The sequence below is a fragment of the Streptomyces sp. MUM 2J genome (genome assembly GCF_022414535.1).
Lineage (GTDB): Bacteria > Actinomycetota > Actinomycetes > Streptomycetales > Streptomycetaceae > Streptomyces.
Genome location: NZ_JADWYM010000013.1, coordinates 110986 through 126154, shown reverse-complemented (window position 1 = coordinate 126154; position 15169 = coordinate 110986). Strand labels below are relative to the sequence as shown.

Here is a 15169-nt window from a genome sequence, read left to right as displayed (position 1 = left end):
TCAACAGCCGAACAACCACCCACAAACGGACATTTCCGCACGTATCGCACTTGCGGCGGGCTCGGGGAAGCGGGTAGGGCTAGTAGGGACACGTACCCGACACGGCCGGCTTTGGAGGCGCCGCACACCGCAGTGCACGTACCGGCTTCGGCAGCCATATGCCGAGAACGATGGAGGACATCATGTCACCCCGGCTCGACGCCTCGCATACCCGTACAGCGACGTCGACACCCCCAGCGGACGACATTCTTGCCGGTCTTCCGGAGATACCCCCCTTCGACGAGGTGGGCCCCGTGGACGCCCGGGCCCTGTCCAAGACCCTCTTCGAGCGGCTCGAGTCCCTTGAGGAAGGGACCCACGAGTACGCGTACGTCCGCAACACGCTCGTCGAGCTGAACCTCGCCCTGGTCAAGTTCGCCGCCTCCCGCTTCCGCTCCCGCAGCGAGCCGATGGAGGACATCGTCCAGGTCGGCACGATCGGCCTCATCAAGGCGATCGACCGCTTCGAGCTCTCCCGTGGCGTGGAGTTCCCCACCTTCGCGATGCCGACCATCATCGGCGAGATCAAGCGCTTCTTCCGCGACACCTCGTGGTCCGTGCGCGTACCGCGCCGACTTCAGGAACTGCGCCTGGACCTGGCGAAGGCCGGCGACGAGCTGGCCCAGCAGCTGGACCGCGCCCCCACGGTCACGGAACTGGCCGAGCGCCTGGGCCTCAGCAACGACGAGGTGGTGGAGGGCATGGCCGCCTCCAACGCCTACACCGCCTCCTCCCTGGACGCGCAGCCGGAGGAGGACGACGCGGAGGGCGCCCTCGCCGACCGCATCGGGTACGAGGACCACGGGCTCGAAGGGATCGAGTACGTGGAGTCGTTGAAGCCGCTGATCGCCGAACTCCCGCCCCGCGACCGGAAGATCCTCTCCCTCCGGTTCGTCGCGGGGATGACCCAGTCGGAGATCGGCGAGGAACTGGGCATCTCCCAGATGCACGTCTCCCGCCTGCTCACCCGGACCCTGGTGAGACTGCGCAAGGGGCTCACGGTCGAGGAGTGAGACCGCCTCTCGCCCGGTACTCCGTGTCCCGACGGCGCGTCACCACGACGGCATGTCGGCGGAGTGCCGGGCGATGTGCGTGACGGAGACCGATCGCGGGGTTACCGCAGGAAACGTCTTCCGCAGGATCCCCACATCCACCACCATGCACTACGGTCACCCCCCAACCGACCGGTAACCGGGCTGCCGGGCCGGGTTGTTGCAGGACACGGGGGAGGCGGGGATGGCGCGGGCCGAGGGAACCGAGCGAACCGGGAAGACCGAGGACTCGGTGTATGCCTCGAACGACGACGGTGCGGCACCGTACGAGGAACTCAGCGACGCCCACCTGGCGGACATGCTGCGCTCCCGCACCGCCACCGCCTACCCGGCCCTGCGCGAGCTGCGCCGCCGGCACCACGAACGGGTCCTCGGCTACGCGCGCCTGTGCGCCGCGAGCGACTCCTCGGCACGACAGCTGGCGTCGGAGGTCTTCACCCGGGCGGCGAAGCAGACCGCCCGCGGCATCGACCCGCCGGTGCCCTGGCGGCACCACCTGCTGCGGTCGGTGGCACGGGCGGCGGGCACCTGGGCGCGGGACGAGCGGGCCCGGGGCCTGGACCCGGGTCTGCTGCTGGTCCTGAGCACCACGGGCGAGATGCCCGCGTCCCCCATGCTGAAGGCGTTCGAGTCCCTCCCGGCCCGCGTCCAGGGGCTGATCTGGTACGCCGTGCTGGAACAGGAACCGGCCGAGCGCACGGCGCTGCTGCTGGGAGCCGACCCGGCGGACGTGGCGTACGGCACCACATCCGCGCTGAACGGCCTGGCCCAGGCCTGCCTGCGGTACCGCCTGGCCGCCTCGCCCGACCCCCACTGCGCGGACTTCCGCCGCCTGATCGAGCAGTCGGTGCGGCCGGACGGCCCACGCCACAGCACCGACCTCCAGGCGCACATGACCCGCTGCGGCCACTGCACGGCGGCCCGGCAGGAGCTGCGCGACCTGCGGGACACGCCGCGCACGGCCCTGGCCGAGGGGCTGCTGGCCTGGGCGGGGGCGGCCTACGCGCAGCGTCGCGACCCCGCGCCGCCGGCCGGCGCCCCCCGGCCGGCGGAGAGCCCCTGGCGCCCCTCCCGCCGCGTCGCCCTGGCCTCGGCGGCGCTGGGAGTGGCCCTCGCACCACTGCTGGTACTGCTGCTGACGCCCGGCCGGGCGGAGCAGCAGCAGACGTCGGCCGCGGTCGCTCCGGCCGCCGGCGGGCCGTCACGGGTGGTGCCCGCCTCGTCGCCGGCACCCTCCGCTTCCCGCTCGTCCGCGTCTCCGTCCCCCTCGCCGTCCCCGTCGCCGTCCCGCACGGCGACGCCGACACCGACACCGACACCGGCACCCACACGGACCACGAGCCCCCGGCCGACCCCGACGCCCGCTCCCGCCGCGCGGCCGCCGGACGGCACGTACGCGCAGGTGGTGAACGCCGCCACGGGCCGGTGCCTGGACGTCCGGGACGGCTGGTTCGGCAAGGGGACGGACGTGATCACCGCGCCCTGCACCTCCTCCCCCACCCAGCGCTGGCGGTACGACGCCGGGCGCGACGCGCTCCAGTCGTACGCCGATCCCGACTACTGCCTGGACAGCCGGGGCGACGTGGACCGCGGGGTGGGCATCTGGACGTGCTCGTCCCTGGACGGCCGCAACGGGCGGAACCTGCGGTTCACGGTGGACGGGGAGGGCGTGATCCGGCCGGACATCGCACCGGCGACCGCCGTCGCGCCCACGGGGTACGACGACGGTGTGGCACTGCGCGGGGCCGACGGCCGCCAGGAGCAGCGCTGGCTGGCCGGAGCGCGGTGACCCCCGCCGGCGCCCGGCCGCGTGGGTCGCCCCGCGCGCCGCGGCGATCGGCCGGTCGGCGACCGCGACAGGCCCCGGCCGTGCCGGCCGGGTGCGGCGCGCCGCACGGGTGAGCGGGCGTCAGAACGCCCCGGCCAAAGGGCCGGACGGGGCCGCCCGCGGTCTCACAGCTCGCGGTTCCCCCGCCGCCACACCCCCGCCACCAGCGGCACGCCCGGCCGGTAGGCCAGGTGCACATGGCTGGGCGCGTCGAGGAGGAGCAGGTCGGCCCGGGCGCCGGGGGTCAGCCGGCCGATGTCGGTGCGGCGCAGGGCCGCCGCACCGCCGGCCGTGGCCGACCACACCGCCTCGTCGGGGGTCATCCCCATGTCCCGTACCGCGAGCGCGACGCAGAACGGCACGGAGGAGGTGAAGGAGGAGCCCGGGTTGCAGTCCGTGGACAGGGCCACCGTCACCCCGGCGTCGAGCAGGCGGCGGGCGTCGGGCCACTGGGCCCGGGTGGAGAACTCGGCACCGGGCAGCAGCGTGGCGACCGTGTCGCCGGCGGCGAGGGCGTCGACGTCGGCGTCCGTCAGGTGGGTGCAGTGGTCGGCGCTGGCGGCGTCGAGCTCGACGGCGAGCTGCACGCCGGGGCCGTAGGAGAGCTGGTTGGCGTGGATGCGCGGGTGCAGGCCCGCGGCCCTGCCCGCGGTGAGGATCGCGCGGGCCTGGTCGCCGTCGAAGGCGCCCTTCTCGCAGAAGACGTCGATCCACCGGGCGTGGGGCGCGCACGCGGTGAGCATGTCGCCGGTGACGAGGTCGACGTAGGCGGCCGGGTCGTCGGCGTAGTCGGGGGAGACGATGTGCGCGCCCAGGTAGGTCACCTCGTCGGTGTGCCGGGCCGCCAGGCGCAGCGCGCGGGCCTCGTCCTCGACCGTCAGGCCGTAGCCGGACTTGGTCTCGAAGGTCGTGGTGCCCTGGCGCAGGGCCTCGCGGAGGTACCGGGTGAGGTTGGCCTCCAGTTCCTCGTCGGTCGCGGCGCGGGTGGCGGCGACCGTGGTGCGGATCCCACCCGCGCTGTAGGCCCGGCCGGACATGCGGGCGTTGAACTCGGCCGTGCGGTCGCCCGCGAAGACCAGGTGGGAGTGGGAGTCGACGAAGCCCGGCAGCACCGCCCGGCCGCCGGCGTCGACCCGGTGGTCGGTGGCCGGGGCCCGGTCGGCGGCGCCGGCCCAGGCGACGCGGTCGCCGTCGATGACGACGGCCGCGTCGTGGATCAGGCCGAGAGGGCCCTCGCCGAGGGAGGGGTCGTTGGTGACCAGGGTGGCGATGCCGGTGATGACGGTGCTGCTGCTCATGGTGTCCTCGTGGGTGGTCGTCAGGCGCTCAGTGCCGCCACGGCCCGCGCGAGGGCCCGCGGGACGTCGGGGACGAGCGTGTGGTGGCCGTCGCGGACGATGTGCCGGCCGCCCACGACCGTGTGCCGTACGTCGGCCGCCGTCGCCGCGAAGACGGCCGTCTCGGCACCCAGCCCGGGCGGCGGGCCCGCCGTCCTGACCGAGTCGAGGGCGATCGTGGTGAAGTCGGCGAGGGCCTGCGGGGCGAGGGTGCCCGCCTCGTCCCAGCCGAGGGCGGCGTGGCCGTCGGCGGTGGCGGCGCGCAGCAGGTCGGCGGCCGTCCAGTGGCCGCGGGTGCGGCTGCGCAGGCGTTCGTTCAGCTCCATCGCGCGGGCCTCTTCGAGCAGGTCGACCACGGCGTGACTGTCGGAGCCGAGCGAGAGCGGGGAGCCGGCCAGCTGGAGTGCGGGGGCCGGGCCGATGCCGTCGGCCAGGTCGCGCTCGGTCGTCGGGCACATGCAGGTGCCGGTGCCGGTGCCGCCGAGCAGGGCGATGTCCTCGTCGGTGAGGTGGGTGCTGTGCACGCCGGTGGTGCGCGGGCCGAGCACGCCGTGGTCGGCGAGGAGCCGGGTGGGGGTACAGCCGTGGGCCTTGCGGCAGGCGTCGTTCTCGGCGGTCTGCTCGGACAGGTGCACGTGCAGCGGTGCCCGGCGCTCCGCGGCCCATTCCGCCACCGTCGCCAGCTGGTCGGCGGGCACGGCCCGTACGGAGTGGATCGCCGCGCCGACGCGTGCGTGGTCGCGTGCCGTGAGCAGTGCGGCGCGTTCGGCCCAGGCCCGGGCGCTGCCGTCGGAGAACCGCCGCTGGTGCGGGTCGGGTTCCGCGCCGAAGCCCGAGGACAGGTAGCAGGTGTCGAGCAGGGTGATGCGGATCCCGGCCTCGGCGGCGGCGTCGATCAGTGCCTCGCCCATGGCGTTGGGGTCGGCGTAGGGGGTGCCGCCCGGGGCGTGGTGGACGTAGTGGAACTCGCCGACGGCCGTGACGCCGGCCAGCGCCATCTCGGCGTACGCCGCGCGGGCGAGGGCGTGGTAGGTGTCGGGGGTGAGCCGGTCGGCGACGGAGTACATCACCTCGCGCCAGGTCCAGAAGGTGCCGCTGCCGACCTGGACGCTGCCGCGCAGGGCACGGTGGAAGGCGTGGCTGTGGGCGTTGGCCAGCCCGGGCAGGGTGAGCCCGCGCAGGACCTGCGCACCGGGGGGCGGGGCACCGGTGCCGGCGCGGACGGCGGTGATCCTGCCGTCCGCGGTCTCGACGACGACTCCCGGCTCGACGCGGGTGCCGAGCCAGGCGTGCTCCAGCCAGTAGGTCCCGTTGGTCACCGGCAGGCCAGTCCTTCCAGTACGTCGGCGAGTGCGCGCACCCCGGCCACGCAGTCGTCCTCGTCGGCGGACTCCGACGGGGAGTGCGAGACGCCGGTGGGGTTGCGCACGAACAGCATGGCGGTCGGGATGCTCCCGGACAGGATTCCGGCGTCGTGTCCGGCGCCGGTCCCCAGCACGGGCACCGTGAGTCCGGTGTCCTTGCCCAGGATGCGGGCGACCTCGTCGCGCAGGGCGTGGTCGAACTCGACGACGGGTGTGAAGGACTCGCGGACGACGTCGAGGCCGGCGCCGTGCGCCTCGGCGTAGGTGCGGGCGGCCTTCTCGATGCCGCCGACGACGGCGTCCAGGGTGTCCTGGTCGGCGGCGCGGGAGTCGAGCCAGCCGCGCACCAGGGACGGGATGGCGTTGACGCCGTTCGGCTCGACGGAGATCTTGCCGAAGGTGGCGACAGCGCCTGCGTCCTCGGCCTCGCGCCGGGCGGCGAGCACGGTCCCGGCGTACGACAGCATCGGGTCGCGCCGGTCGGCGATCCGGGTGGTGCCCGCGTGGTTGGCCTCGCCGCGGAAGTCGAACCGCCAGCGGCCGTGCGGCCAGATGGCGCTGGCGACGCCGACGGGGTCCCCGGTGAGGTCGAGGGCGCGGCCCTGCTCGACGTGGAGTTCGACGAACGCGCCGATGCGGGCGAGCCGCTCCGGGTCGGGGCCGATGGCGTCGGGGTCGTATCCGGCGGCCTCCATGGCCTGCGGGAGGCTGACGCCGTCGGCGTCGGTGAGCCGGTGGGCGTCGGCGACGGTGAGCCGGCCGGCGGTGAGCCGGGACCCGACGCACGCCAGGCCGAAGCGGGCGCCCTCCTCGTCGCCGAAGTTGACGATGGCGACGGGCTTGGTGAACTCCGCTCCCCTCCCGCGGAGTTCGTCGAGCGCCGCGAACGAGGAGACCACGCCGAGCGGCCCGTCGAAGGCGCCGCCGTCGGGTACCGAGTCCAGATGCGACCCGATGACGACGGCGTCACCGGCGGCCGGGTCGCCGAGCCAGGCCCACTGGTTGCCGTTGCGGTCCACCTCGTAGGAGAGCCCGCGGGCGGCGGCCTGCTCCTCGAACCAGGCCCGGCAGTCGGCGTCGGCGCCGGTCCAGGCGTAGCGGCGGTATCCGCCGGAGGCGGAGCTGCGGCCGACCGGCAGCAGCTCCGCCCACATGCTGTGGAAGCTCACGCGCCGTCACCCTCGCGCATCGGCACGCGCACGCCCCGTTCGTGGGCGACCGACTCGGCGATGTCGTATCCGGCGTCCACGTGCCGGATGACGCCCATGCCGGGGTCGTTGGTGAGGACGCGGCGGATCTTCTCGCCGGCGAGCTTCGTGCCGTCGGCGACGGTCACCTGGCCGGCGTGGATCGAGCGGCCCATGCCGACGCCGCCGCCGTGGTGGAGGGAGACCCAGGAGGCGCCGGAGGCGACGTTGACCATGGCGTTGAGCAGCGGCCAGTCGGCGATCGCGTCGGAGCCGTCCAGCATGGCCTCGGTCTCGCGGTAGGGCGAGGCGACGGAGCCGCAGTCGAGGTGGTCGCGGCCGATGACGATCGGCGCGGCCAGCTCGCCGGAGGCGACCATGTCGTTGAAGCGCTCGCCGGCCTTGTCCCGCTCGCCGTAGCCGAGCCAGCAGATGCGGGCGGGCAGGCCCTGGAAGTGGACCCGTTCACCGGCCATCTTGATCCAGCGGGCCAGGGACTCGTTCTCGGGGAAGAGGTCGAGGATGGCCTTGTCGGTCCTGGCGATGTCGGCGGGGTCGCCGGAGAGGGCGGCCCAGCGGAAGGGGCCCTTGCCCTCGCAGAACAGCGGGCGGATGTAGGCGGGGACGAATCCGGGGAAGGCGAACGCCCGGTCGTACCCGGCGAGCTGGGCCTCGCCCCGGATGGAGTTGCCGTAGTCGAAGACCTCGGCGCCGGCGTCCATGAAGCCGACCATCGCCTCGACGTGCCGGGCCATGGACTCGCGGGCGCGGGTGGTGAATCCGGCCGGGTCCTTCGCCGCCTCGGCTGCCATGTCCTCGAAGGCGACGCCCACGGGGAGGTAGGACAGCGGGTCGTGGGCGGAGGTCTGGTCGGTGACGATGTCGATGGGGGCGCTCGCCGCGAGCAGCTGCGGGACCAGTTCGGCGGCGTTGCCGAGGACGCCGATGGACAGCGGCCTGCGCTGGTCGCGGGCCTCGGTGGCCAGCTGGAGCGCGTGGTCGGGGGAGTCGGCCCGGACGTCGAGGTAGCGGTGCTCGATACGGCGGTCGATGGCGCGCGGGTCGCAGTCGATGCAGAGCGCGACGCCGCCGTTCATGGTGACGGCGAGCGGCTGGGCGCCGCCCATGCCGCCGAGGCCGGCGGTCAGGGTGATGGTGCCGGCCAGCGTGCCGCCGAACGTCTTCTCGGCGACTGCGGCGAAGGTCTCGTAGGTGCCCTGGAGGATGCCCTGGGTGCCGATGTAGATCCAGGAGCCGGCGGTCATCTGGCCGTACATGGTCAGGCCGAGGGCCTCCAGGCGGCGGAACTCCTCCCAGTTGGCCCAGTCGCCGACGAGGTTGGAGTTGGCGATGAGGACGCGCGGGGCCCACTCGTGGGTCTGCATCACGCCGACCGGGCGGCCGGACTGGACGAGCATGGTCTCGTCCTGCCTGAGCGTCCTCAGGGTGCGGACCATGGCGTCGAAGGAGCGCCAGTCGCGGGCCGCCTTGCCGGTGCCGCCGTAGACGACGAGCTTGTCGGGGTGCTCGGCGACCTCGGGGTCGAGGTTGTTCTGCAGCATGCGCAGGGCGGCCTCCTGCTGCCAGCCCTGAGTGTTCAGCTGCGTGCCGCGCGGTGCTCGTACGGGGCGGGGTCCCGACATCATCTGCCTCCTCCGGATACTACGTCTATTCACATCCTGACTTCCTGAATAGAACTAGTCAATACATCGGCGGGGCCGCATCGGCGCGCCGCGGGTGTTTGGCTGGACGTACCCGGTGCCACCGGGGCAGGCGACAGGAGGGGGAGAACCGTGGACCACGCCCACGACAGCGACGGCGAGGCCCGGGAGCGGGCGGCCCGGCGGGACGAGGCGGTCCGCGCGGCGGTGGAGCAGGGGCTGCTGAACCCCGCGGCACCGCTGGTCGGACTGCTCGACGTCACCGGGATACGCCGGGCCGCGGCCGGGCTGCGCGCGGCGTTCGACGCGGTGACGGCACCGGGGACACCGGTGCTGCACGCCTTCGCGGTGAAGGCCACCCCCCTGGTGCCGGTGCTGCGGCTGCTGCACGAGGAGGGCATCGGCGCGGAGGTCGCGAGCCCCGGCGAGCTGGCCGTCGCCCGCGCGGCCGGGGTGCCGGCCGCGGCGACCGTACTGGACTCGCCCGCCAAGACGCCCGCCGAACTGCGCGAGGCGCTGGCGCTGGGCATCGCCGTCAACGCCGACAACCCGCAGGAGCTGGACCGTCTCGACGCCCTCACGCGGTCGGCGCCCAGCCGTTCGCCGCTCGGCATCCGGGTCAACCCGCAGATCGGCGGCGGCTCCATCGAGGCGCTGTCGACGGCGACGGCGACCTCCAAGTTCGGGGTGGCCCTGCGGGACGGGGGAGCCCGCGACTGGGTGCTGCGGGCGTACGCCGAGCGGCCGTGGCTGACCCGCCTGCACGCGCACACCGGATCACAGGGCGTCCCGCTGTCGCTGATGACGCGGGGCGTGGCGGAGACGTACGCGCTCGCCGAGGAGATCAACCTCCGCGCCGGTCGACGGCAGGTCGACACGATCGACATCGGCGGCGGGCTGCCGGTGAACTTCGCCTCGGACGCGACCACCCCGACGTACGGGCAGTACGCGCAGCTGCTCCGGGAGGCGGTACCGGGGCTGTTCGACGGGCGGTACGGGCTGGTCACCGAGTTCGGCCGGTCCCTGCTGGCCAAGCACGGCACCACGGTGGCGCGGGTGGAGTACACCAAGAGCGCCGGCGGGCGGCCGGTGGCGGTCACCCACGCGGGGGTGCAGGTCGCGACGCGGACGGTGTACGCGCCGGGCGCCTGGCCCCTGAGGATCGCCGCCTACGACGCCAAGGGGCACCCCAAGCAGGGCCCGGCGGTGGTGCAGGACGTGGCGGGCCCGGCCTGCTTCGCGGGCGACCTGCTGGCCCGGGAGCAGGCGCTGCCCCTGCTGGAGCCGGGCGACCACGCGGCGGCGCTGGACACGGGCGCGTACTACTTCGCCCACCACTACGCCTACAACTCCCTGGCCCGCCCGGGCGTGTACGGCTTCGCACCCGACGGGCGCGGGGGCGTGGCCTTCGCTGTCGTGCGGGAGCCGCAGCCGATCGCGGAGATCGTCGCCGAGGCCGGCGGGGCGCAGGCCGGCGCCCTCACCACCCTGCCCGCCGCCGGGCGCGGCTGAGCGCGCCTCCCGCGCACGGGCCGACGGCCCGAACATGGGGACAGCCGACCCACACTAGTCCGCGCCCCGCACGTTCCACCGGAAAATGCCAGAACGCTCACCTGCCGCCCGCACGGTGCGTAGTCTCTTCGTCACTCGACCGGACCCCATGCGGGAGGGGAGTGACGGTGCCCGGAATTGACGAGTGCTTGCTGGAGGCGATGCGGCTGCCCGGCGCCCGCGGTGCCGCGCTGGTCGACTGGACCAGCGGGCTGGCCCTGGGGGTCGTCGGGGAGTTCCCCGGCGGCGACCACGAGGCCTCGGCGGCCGAGGTCGCCGAGCTCGCCCGGCTGGCCGCCGAGCAGCCGGCCTTCGCCCCCGAGGGCACCGCCGACACCGGGCCGGCCGACGCCGATCCGGCCATCGAGGACGTGATCGTCAGCAACCGGGACGGGTACCACGTACTGCGGTTCGTCCCGGCGCCGTTCGACAGCGGCGCGGTCCTGCACCTGTGGCTCGGCCGCGTCGACGGCAATCTCGCGCTGGCCCGCATCCGGCTGGGTGACATGGCCGGACGGCTGGTGCTGGGATGACCGTGGTCGAGGCCCCTCCCCCGCTGCCGGTACGGGACAAGACGACCCGCGAACGGGCCGGCGTCGGCCTGTCGCCGATGCTCAACCGCCTCGCCGCCGAGCAGGCCACCGGCGTCCTGGTCCGCGAGGGCGGCAGCCTGCATCTGGCCGGCGGCCGGGTACTGCACGCCGAGAGCCGGTTCGCCGCCGGGCTGGGCACCCTGCTGACGGCACACGGCGCACTGACCACCGAGGAGTGGTGGACGGCGGTCGGCGAGGCGGGCGACCTGGCGGGCACCGCCCGGCTGCTGCTGGCCGGCGGACACCTGACCCGCGCCGCGGTGCAGATCTGCCACCTCCAGTCGCTCTACGACGCCGCCTACTTCGCCCTCGCCCCCGGCAGCGGCCCGGGCCGCTTCCACTACGGCGTCGTGTACCCCGGCGCCGAGGCGGAACCGGGCGGCCCACTGCCGGCGGTGCCGGTCGCGGACGTGGAGCGCGAGGTGGTGCGCCGGCGCTCGCTGCTGCACAAGCTGTGGCCCGACGCGCTCGCCGACAGCGAGCCGCTGGTGCGCACCGACCCGATCGCCGCCCCCGCGCTCACCCCCCGGCAGGCCGCCGTGCTCGCCCTGGTCGACGGGGTCCGCACCGCGCCGGACATCGCACTCGTGAGGGGCGGGCGTGCCTTCCCCACGCTGGTGGAGGTGCGGCGCCTGGTCGCGGCGGGCCTGCTCACCACGCCACCGCCACCGCCACCGCCACCGCCCGCGGGGGGACCGCCGGGCCCGCCGATGGCCGCGCCGGTTGCCCCGCCCGCCGATTTCGATCCCCACATCGCCTTGCTGAAGAGGGTCAGGGATGCGCTGGAGGCCCTTTGACCGGCCACAACCCCGAGTCGAGCCCCGTGCCGAGAGGAGACCACCGATGGCGGCGCAGGCCGAGATCCTCGACGAGCTCCGCCGCCTGCGCGCCCGCCTCCCCCAGCTGACCGGGGCCGTCGCCGCCGGGCGCGACGGCCTGGTCCTCGCCCATGACGCTCCCGGCGTCGAAGCGGACGGACTGTCCGCGCTCACGGCCACCACGCTCGCCGTCGCGATCGGCATGACCGACGCGACCGACCGGGGGGAGTTCCGCGAACTGCTGATCAGGGGCACCCAGGGCTACGTCGCGACCTACGCGGCGGGCCGTCATGCCGTCCTGACCCTGCTCACCCAGGACCGCGTCAACGTCGGCCGGCTGCACCTGGAGGGCCGCCGCGCCGGCGCCCGCATCGGGGATCTGGTCGACGCCCACGAAGCGGCGGCCCGGGAAACCGCCCGGCCCGCCGCCGTACCGAAGGAGTCCGCGCGCACGCTTCCCACCAGGGCAGTCAACGCACGGACCACGACAGATAGTTGAGAGGCAAGAACCGTCATGGCCAACACCGAGACCGCGCTGAAGGAAGCCCTCTCCTCCATCGAGGGCGCGACCGGAGTCGCGCTCGTCGACTACACCAGCGGAATGGCGCTGGGCACGATGGGCAGCACCAAGAGCTTCGACCTCAACGTCGCCGCCGCCGGTAACACGGACGTGATCCGCGCCAAGATGCGCACCATGGAGCACCTCGGTCTCAAGGCAGAGATCGAGGACATCCTGATCACGCTCAGCGACCAGTACCACCTCATCCGCCTGCTGAGCGGCCGGAGCGGCAACGGGCTCTTCCTCTACCTCGTGCTCGACGCCAGGCGGGCCAACCTGGCGATGGCCCGCCACCAGCTGAGGAGGATCGAGGAGGAACTGGAGGTGTGAGCCCCCGGCTCCGCCCCCGCCGGGGCCGGAGCGGCGAGCGGGCCCGGCGCAGCCCCGGGGGCGTGTGGCGAAAGGGGCACCGGCCGGCCGCAGGGCGGCCCCACGGCCTCCGGTGTGTGCGCTCGTACGGCGGAGAGCCGTCCTCGCACCGGGAGGACGGGGCGACCCGGGCAGAGGGCACGGGGCGTCCCCCGCTCGAACGGGGGTGGTGAGCGCCAGACGGGCGTCGGGGAACAGGCGAAACCGTCTCTCGCGGCTCTCCTAGACCAGCGCCGCAGTGCGGCGACGGGCCCCGCCCGGCGCCGCGTCGCCCGCGGCGACGCCTGTGCTGCGGAAGGCCTTCACGGGCCGGCCGGCCGGGCGTCCGCCGCGCCCGTCCAGCCAGTCGACGCGCACCCACAGCAGCGCGTCCCCGGCCCGCTCGCACCGGCCGAGCCGGGCGGCCTTCAGCCACAGCCCGGCGCCGAACCCGGAGAGCAGCAGACCGCCGGCCGCCGGCAGGGCGAACGCCGAACCGAGGGCGGCGGCGAAGGCGAGCAGCAGCCACCACCGGTGGCCGCGGCGCCAGGCGCGCACGGTCACCGCACGGTCCTGGAGGATGTCGTGCTTGCCCGCGCGGGCTGCCCCGCGGGCGAGGGCGGTGTACCGCTTGCGCCGCGGCAGGGCGGTCGCCGCCACGGCGACGACGAAGAGGGCGGCGCCGGCCAGGACGCCGATCCGGCGTCCGGTCAGCCCTTCCGGCACCGCGCCGGCCCCGGCGGCGGCCACGCCGAGCCACCACAGCGGGGCGGCCCCCGCCCGCACGACGACGGCCACCCTGGCCAGCCCCTGTCCTCCGCGCGCCACGTCAGCCTCCCGTGTCACGTCCTGTCCGTCCACGGGCACGTTAGCGGTGGAACGTGAGACGAGTCTGAGAGCGCGCGGGTGTCATTCGACGAACAGCCCCCGCACCGCCGCCTTGGCGTCGAACTCCTCCAGGCGGGCCTGGGCGTCCGGCAGGTCGTCGCACATCGCCTCCAGCAGCACCCGCCCGAGCAGCATCGGCGCGCAGGCGGTGTCGAAGGCGAGTCCGGTGCCGACGGCGGCGGGCAGCAGCAGGTCCGAGGCGCGGGCGACGGGCGCGAACGCGGAGTCGGCGACCGTGACCACGGTCAGTCCCGAGCCCTTGGCGTACCGGAGGGTGTCCAGCACCTCGCGCGGGTGCCGCGGCAGCGCGAAGCAGAGCAGGGCCGTGGCTCCGGCCCGCACGGCCGCGTCGAGGCGGTCGTGGATCATCGTGCCGCCCTCGTTGAGCAGCCGGACGTCCGGGTGCACCTTGGCGGCGAAGTAGGCGAACCCGTAGGCCTGGGAGGCGGCGGCGCGCAGCCCGAGCACGGGCAGGGGACGGGAGGTCGCCAGGGCCCGGCCGGCCCGCTGCACCGGCCGCGGGTCGGCCAGCAGGTCCGCCAGGTGCCGCAGGTTCTCGATCTCGGCCTCGACGGCCTGCTGGTACTCGTTGTGCGCGCCCGCGGCGCCGGCCTGTTCGGCGGGGGCGACCTCGCGCAGATGGCGGCGCAGGGCGGGGTAGCCGTCGAAGCCGAGGGCGACGGCGAAGCGGGTCACCGACGGCTGGCTGACCCCGGCGAGCTCGGCGAGTTCGACACTGGACAGGAACGGCACGTCGACCGCGCGACGGACCATGCTGTGCGCGATGCGGCGCTGGGTCGGGGTGAGCCGGTGGCCTTCGAAGAGCGCCTGCAACCGGCTCGCAGGGCTGTCAGTCACGCTCATGACCTACTCCCCCTCCAGGTGTCCTCGACGTTCCGCGAGCGTACAGGGACCGGACATGGACAGTTATTCAGCATACATAAATACTGCATACGCTTATACAGGCAGACCGATGCCCGTACGCCGGCCCCGATCGTCCCGAGAAGGGGGAGGGTGGACGAGGGCACACCCCCGACGTGGCGGTGCGCCCGGCAGCGCGTCCCCCGCAGGAGAGAGCGGCGCGGATCACTTTTCGGGGAGGGTGGACGAGTGCCGCTGCGACGACGGGCACCGGTCACGGCGTCCACGGACGGGGGGACGCCCCGGGTCGTGGGTGGGCCGGACAGCGCGACCGGCCCGCCGCCCGCCCGCGGAGGTGACGGTCGGCACCTCCCCGGATCCCGCGGGGGACGATGTCACGGCAGGCAGTTCATCGAGGCGCCCGGCCCGGTTGCCCCCGCCCCGACAGGGGGGCTGTCCCCAGTGCGGTGGGCGCCCCCGCTCCTTACCGTGGACTGTCATGACCGGATGGGAGACGGCGATGGACGCCCGCGACAGCGACCTGAAGAAGGAACTCGACGCGACCCTGTACGCCCGCAGGGAGCTGGGTGAGGAGTACGAGCCGGCACTCGTCGACTCCTTCCTGGAGAAGGTCGACCGGCGCATCGACGACGCGGTGGAGCGCCGGGTCCGGCGGCAACTCGCCGAACAGCGGATGACGGTCGCCCGCGACGCCCGGTCGCCGAGGCCCACCGACTCCTTCGGCGAGCGGTTCGGTTTCGGCATCGTCACGATGGTCCTGGCGATCCCGCTCTCCGCCATCGGCGCCGGTGTGGCCCACCTGCCCGGTCTGCTGGTCACCTGGGCGGGCATCGTCGGCGTCAACGTCGTCCAGGCCGCGCGCACCAGCCCCGACCTGTTCCGCCGCCGGCGCGGCACCGACGGCGCGGCGGACGGCGGCGACGGCCGCTGGAAGGACTGAGCCCGCCGGAGGGCCGCGGCCGGAACCGCGGGCCGGTCGGCACGGGAAAGGCCGTGCGCGGGGACCGCCGCACCCCCATCACTGGGGGGCGGGACGACGGCGGTCCCCGCGAGGGACGCGGG

General features: G+C 74.5%; 14 protein-coding genes. 8 read left to right on the top strand and 6 right to left on the bottom strand.

The genetic code is table 11. From position 1 onward, the window contains the following. Positions 1–170: 170 nt before the first annotated feature. Positions 171–1052: an RNA polymerase sigma factor SigF gene (locus tag I3F54_RS14350; RefSeq protein ID WP_240119120.1), complete on the top strand. Its 882-nt coding sequence runs from the start codon at positions 171–173 to the stop codon at positions 1050–1052. A gap of 223 nt (positions 1053–1275) precedes the next feature. Beyond that, positions 1276–2880, top strand: a complete 1605-nt coding sequence (locus I3F54_RS14345) for an RICIN domain-containing protein (protein ID WP_240119119.1) — start codon at positions 1276–1278, stop codon at positions 2878–2880. Between the two features lie 164 nt (positions 2881–3044). Here I3F54_RS14345 and hutI read toward each other — a convergent pair whose 3' ends face one another. Genes hutI through hutU form a run of 4 tightly spaced genes read right to left on the bottom strand, consistent with a single transcriptional unit; the run spans position 3045 to position 8450 of the window. Then, positions 3045–4217 (bottom strand): imidazolonepropionase, encoded by a 1173-nt coding sequence (hutI, locus tag I3F54_RS14340; RefSeq protein ID WP_240119118.1) that lies wholly within the window; start codon positions 4215–4217, stop codon positions 3045–3047. 20 nt (positions 4218–4237) lie between these two features. Further along, entirely contained in the window at positions 4238–5575 is a 1338-nt protein-coding gene (locus I3F54_RS14335) for a formimidoylglutamate deiminase (RefSeq protein WP_240119117.1), read from the bottom strand. Continuing rightward, the gene (locus I3F54_RS14330; RefSeq protein WP_240119116.1) at positions 5572–6789 is read right to left on the bottom strand and encodes an allantoate amidohydrolase; all 1218 of its coding nucleotides are present in this window, start codon (positions 6787–6789) and stop codon (positions 5572–5574) included. The genes I3F54_RS14335 and I3F54_RS14330 overlap by 4 nt, the downstream gene beginning before the upstream one ends. After that, positions 6786–8450 carry a urocanate hydratase gene (gene hutU, locus I3F54_RS14325; RefSeq protein ID WP_240119145.1) on the bottom strand — a complete coding sequence of 555 codons (1665 nt, stop codon included), beginning with the start codon at positions 8448–8450 and terminating at the stop codon, positions 6786–6788. Before hutU ends, I3F54_RS14330 begins: the two co-directional genes overlap by 4 nt. Positions 8451–8600: 150 nt before the next feature. On the opposite strand from hutU, the gene I3F54_RS14320 reads away from it, so the two are divergent. The 5 genes from I3F54_RS14320 (at position 8601) to I3F54_RS14300 (ending at position 12319) form a co-directional block, all read left to right on the top strand. Further along, positions 8601–9980 (top strand): diaminopimelate decarboxylase, encoded by a 1380-nt coding sequence (locus I3F54_RS14320; RefSeq protein ID WP_240119115.1) that lies wholly within the window; start codon positions 8601–8603, stop codon positions 9978–9980. Between the two features lie 167 nt (positions 9981–10147). After that, positions 10148–10552: a hypothetical protein gene (locus tag I3F54_RS14315; RefSeq protein ID WP_240119114.1), complete on the top strand. Its 405-nt coding sequence runs from the start codon at positions 10148–10150 to the stop codon at positions 10550–10552. Beyond that, complete coding sequence (locus tag I3F54_RS14310) at positions 10549–11409, top strand: transcriptional regulator (RefSeq protein WP_240119113.1); 861 nt, start codon at positions 10549–10551, stop codon at positions 11407–11409. The genes I3F54_RS14315 and I3F54_RS14310 overlap by 4 nt, the downstream gene beginning before the upstream one ends. 46 nt (positions 11410–11455) lie before the next feature. After that, complete coding sequence (locus I3F54_RS14305; protein WP_240119112.1) at positions 11456–11929, top strand: roadblock/LC7 domain-containing protein; 474 nt, start codon at positions 11456–11458, stop codon at positions 11927–11929. A gap of 15 nt (positions 11930–11944) precedes the next feature. Beyond that, the gene (locus I3F54_RS14300; RefSeq protein ID WP_240119111.1) at positions 11945–12319 is read left to right on the top strand and encodes a hypothetical protein; all 375 of its coding nucleotides are present in this window, start codon (positions 11945–11947) and stop codon (positions 12317–12319) included. 261 nt (positions 12320–12580) lie between these two features. On the opposite strand, the gene I3F54_RS14295 is transcribed toward I3F54_RS14300, so the two are convergent. Further along, entirely contained in the window at positions 12581–13165 is a 585-nt protein-coding gene (locus I3F54_RS14295) for a hypothetical protein (RefSeq protein ID WP_240119110.1), read from the bottom strand. An 81-nt stretch (positions 13166–13246) separates the two neighbouring features. Then, positions 13247–14089 (bottom strand): MurR/RpiR family transcriptional regulator, encoded by an 843-nt coding sequence (locus I3F54_RS14290; protein WP_240119109.1) that lies wholly within the window; start codon positions 14087–14089, stop codon positions 13247–13249. Positions 14090–14606: 517 nt separating this feature from the next. Between I3F54_RS14290 and I3F54_RS14285 the strand changes: the two genes are divergently transcribed. Beyond that, positions 14607–15047, top strand: coding sequence for a hypothetical protein (locus I3F54_RS14285; RefSeq protein WP_240119144.1), 441 nt, complete (start codon positions 14607–14609; stop codon positions 15045–15047). Positions 15048–15169 lie beyond the last annotated feature (122 nt).

What these genes read in the sequence shown, in the direction of transcription:
- hutI (WP_240119118.1), bottom strand. Translation starts at nt 4,217, where the DNA reads ATGAGCAGCAGCACCGTCATCACCGGCATCGCCACCCTGGTCACCAAC.
- I3F54_RS14305 (WP_240119112.1), top strand. Translation starts at nt 11,456, where the DNA reads ATGGCGGCGCAGGCCGAGATCCTCGACGAGCTCCGCCGCCTGCGCGCC.
- I3F54_RS14300 (WP_240119111.1), top strand. Translation starts at nt 11,945, where the DNA reads ATGGCCAACACCGAGACCGCGCTGAAGGAAGCCCTCTCCTCCATCGAG.
- I3F54_RS14345 (WP_240119119.1), top strand. Translation starts at nt 1,276, where the DNA reads ATGGCGCGGGCCGAGGGAACCGAGCGAACCGGGAAGACCGAGGACTCG.
- I3F54_RS14285 (WP_240119144.1), top strand. Translation starts at nt 14,607, where the DNA reads ATGGACGCCCGCGACAGCGACCTGAAGAAGGAACTCGACGCGACCCTG.
- I3F54_RS14350 (WP_240119120.1), top strand. Translation starts at nt 171, where the DNA reads ATGGAGGACATCATGTCACCCCGGCTCGACGCCTCGCATACCCGTACA.
- I3F54_RS14290 (WP_240119109.1), bottom strand. Translation starts at nt 14,089, where the DNA reads ATGAGCGTGACTGACAGCCCTGCGAGCCGGTTGCAGGCGCTCTTCGAA.
- hutU (WP_240119145.1), bottom strand. Translation starts at nt 8,450, where the DNA reads ATGTCGGGACCCCGCCCCGTACGAGCACCGCGCGGCACGCAGCTGAAC.
- I3F54_RS14310 (WP_240119113.1), top strand. Translation starts at nt 10,549, where the DNA reads ATGACCGTGGTCGAGGCCCCTCCCCCGCTGCCGGTACGGGACAAGACG.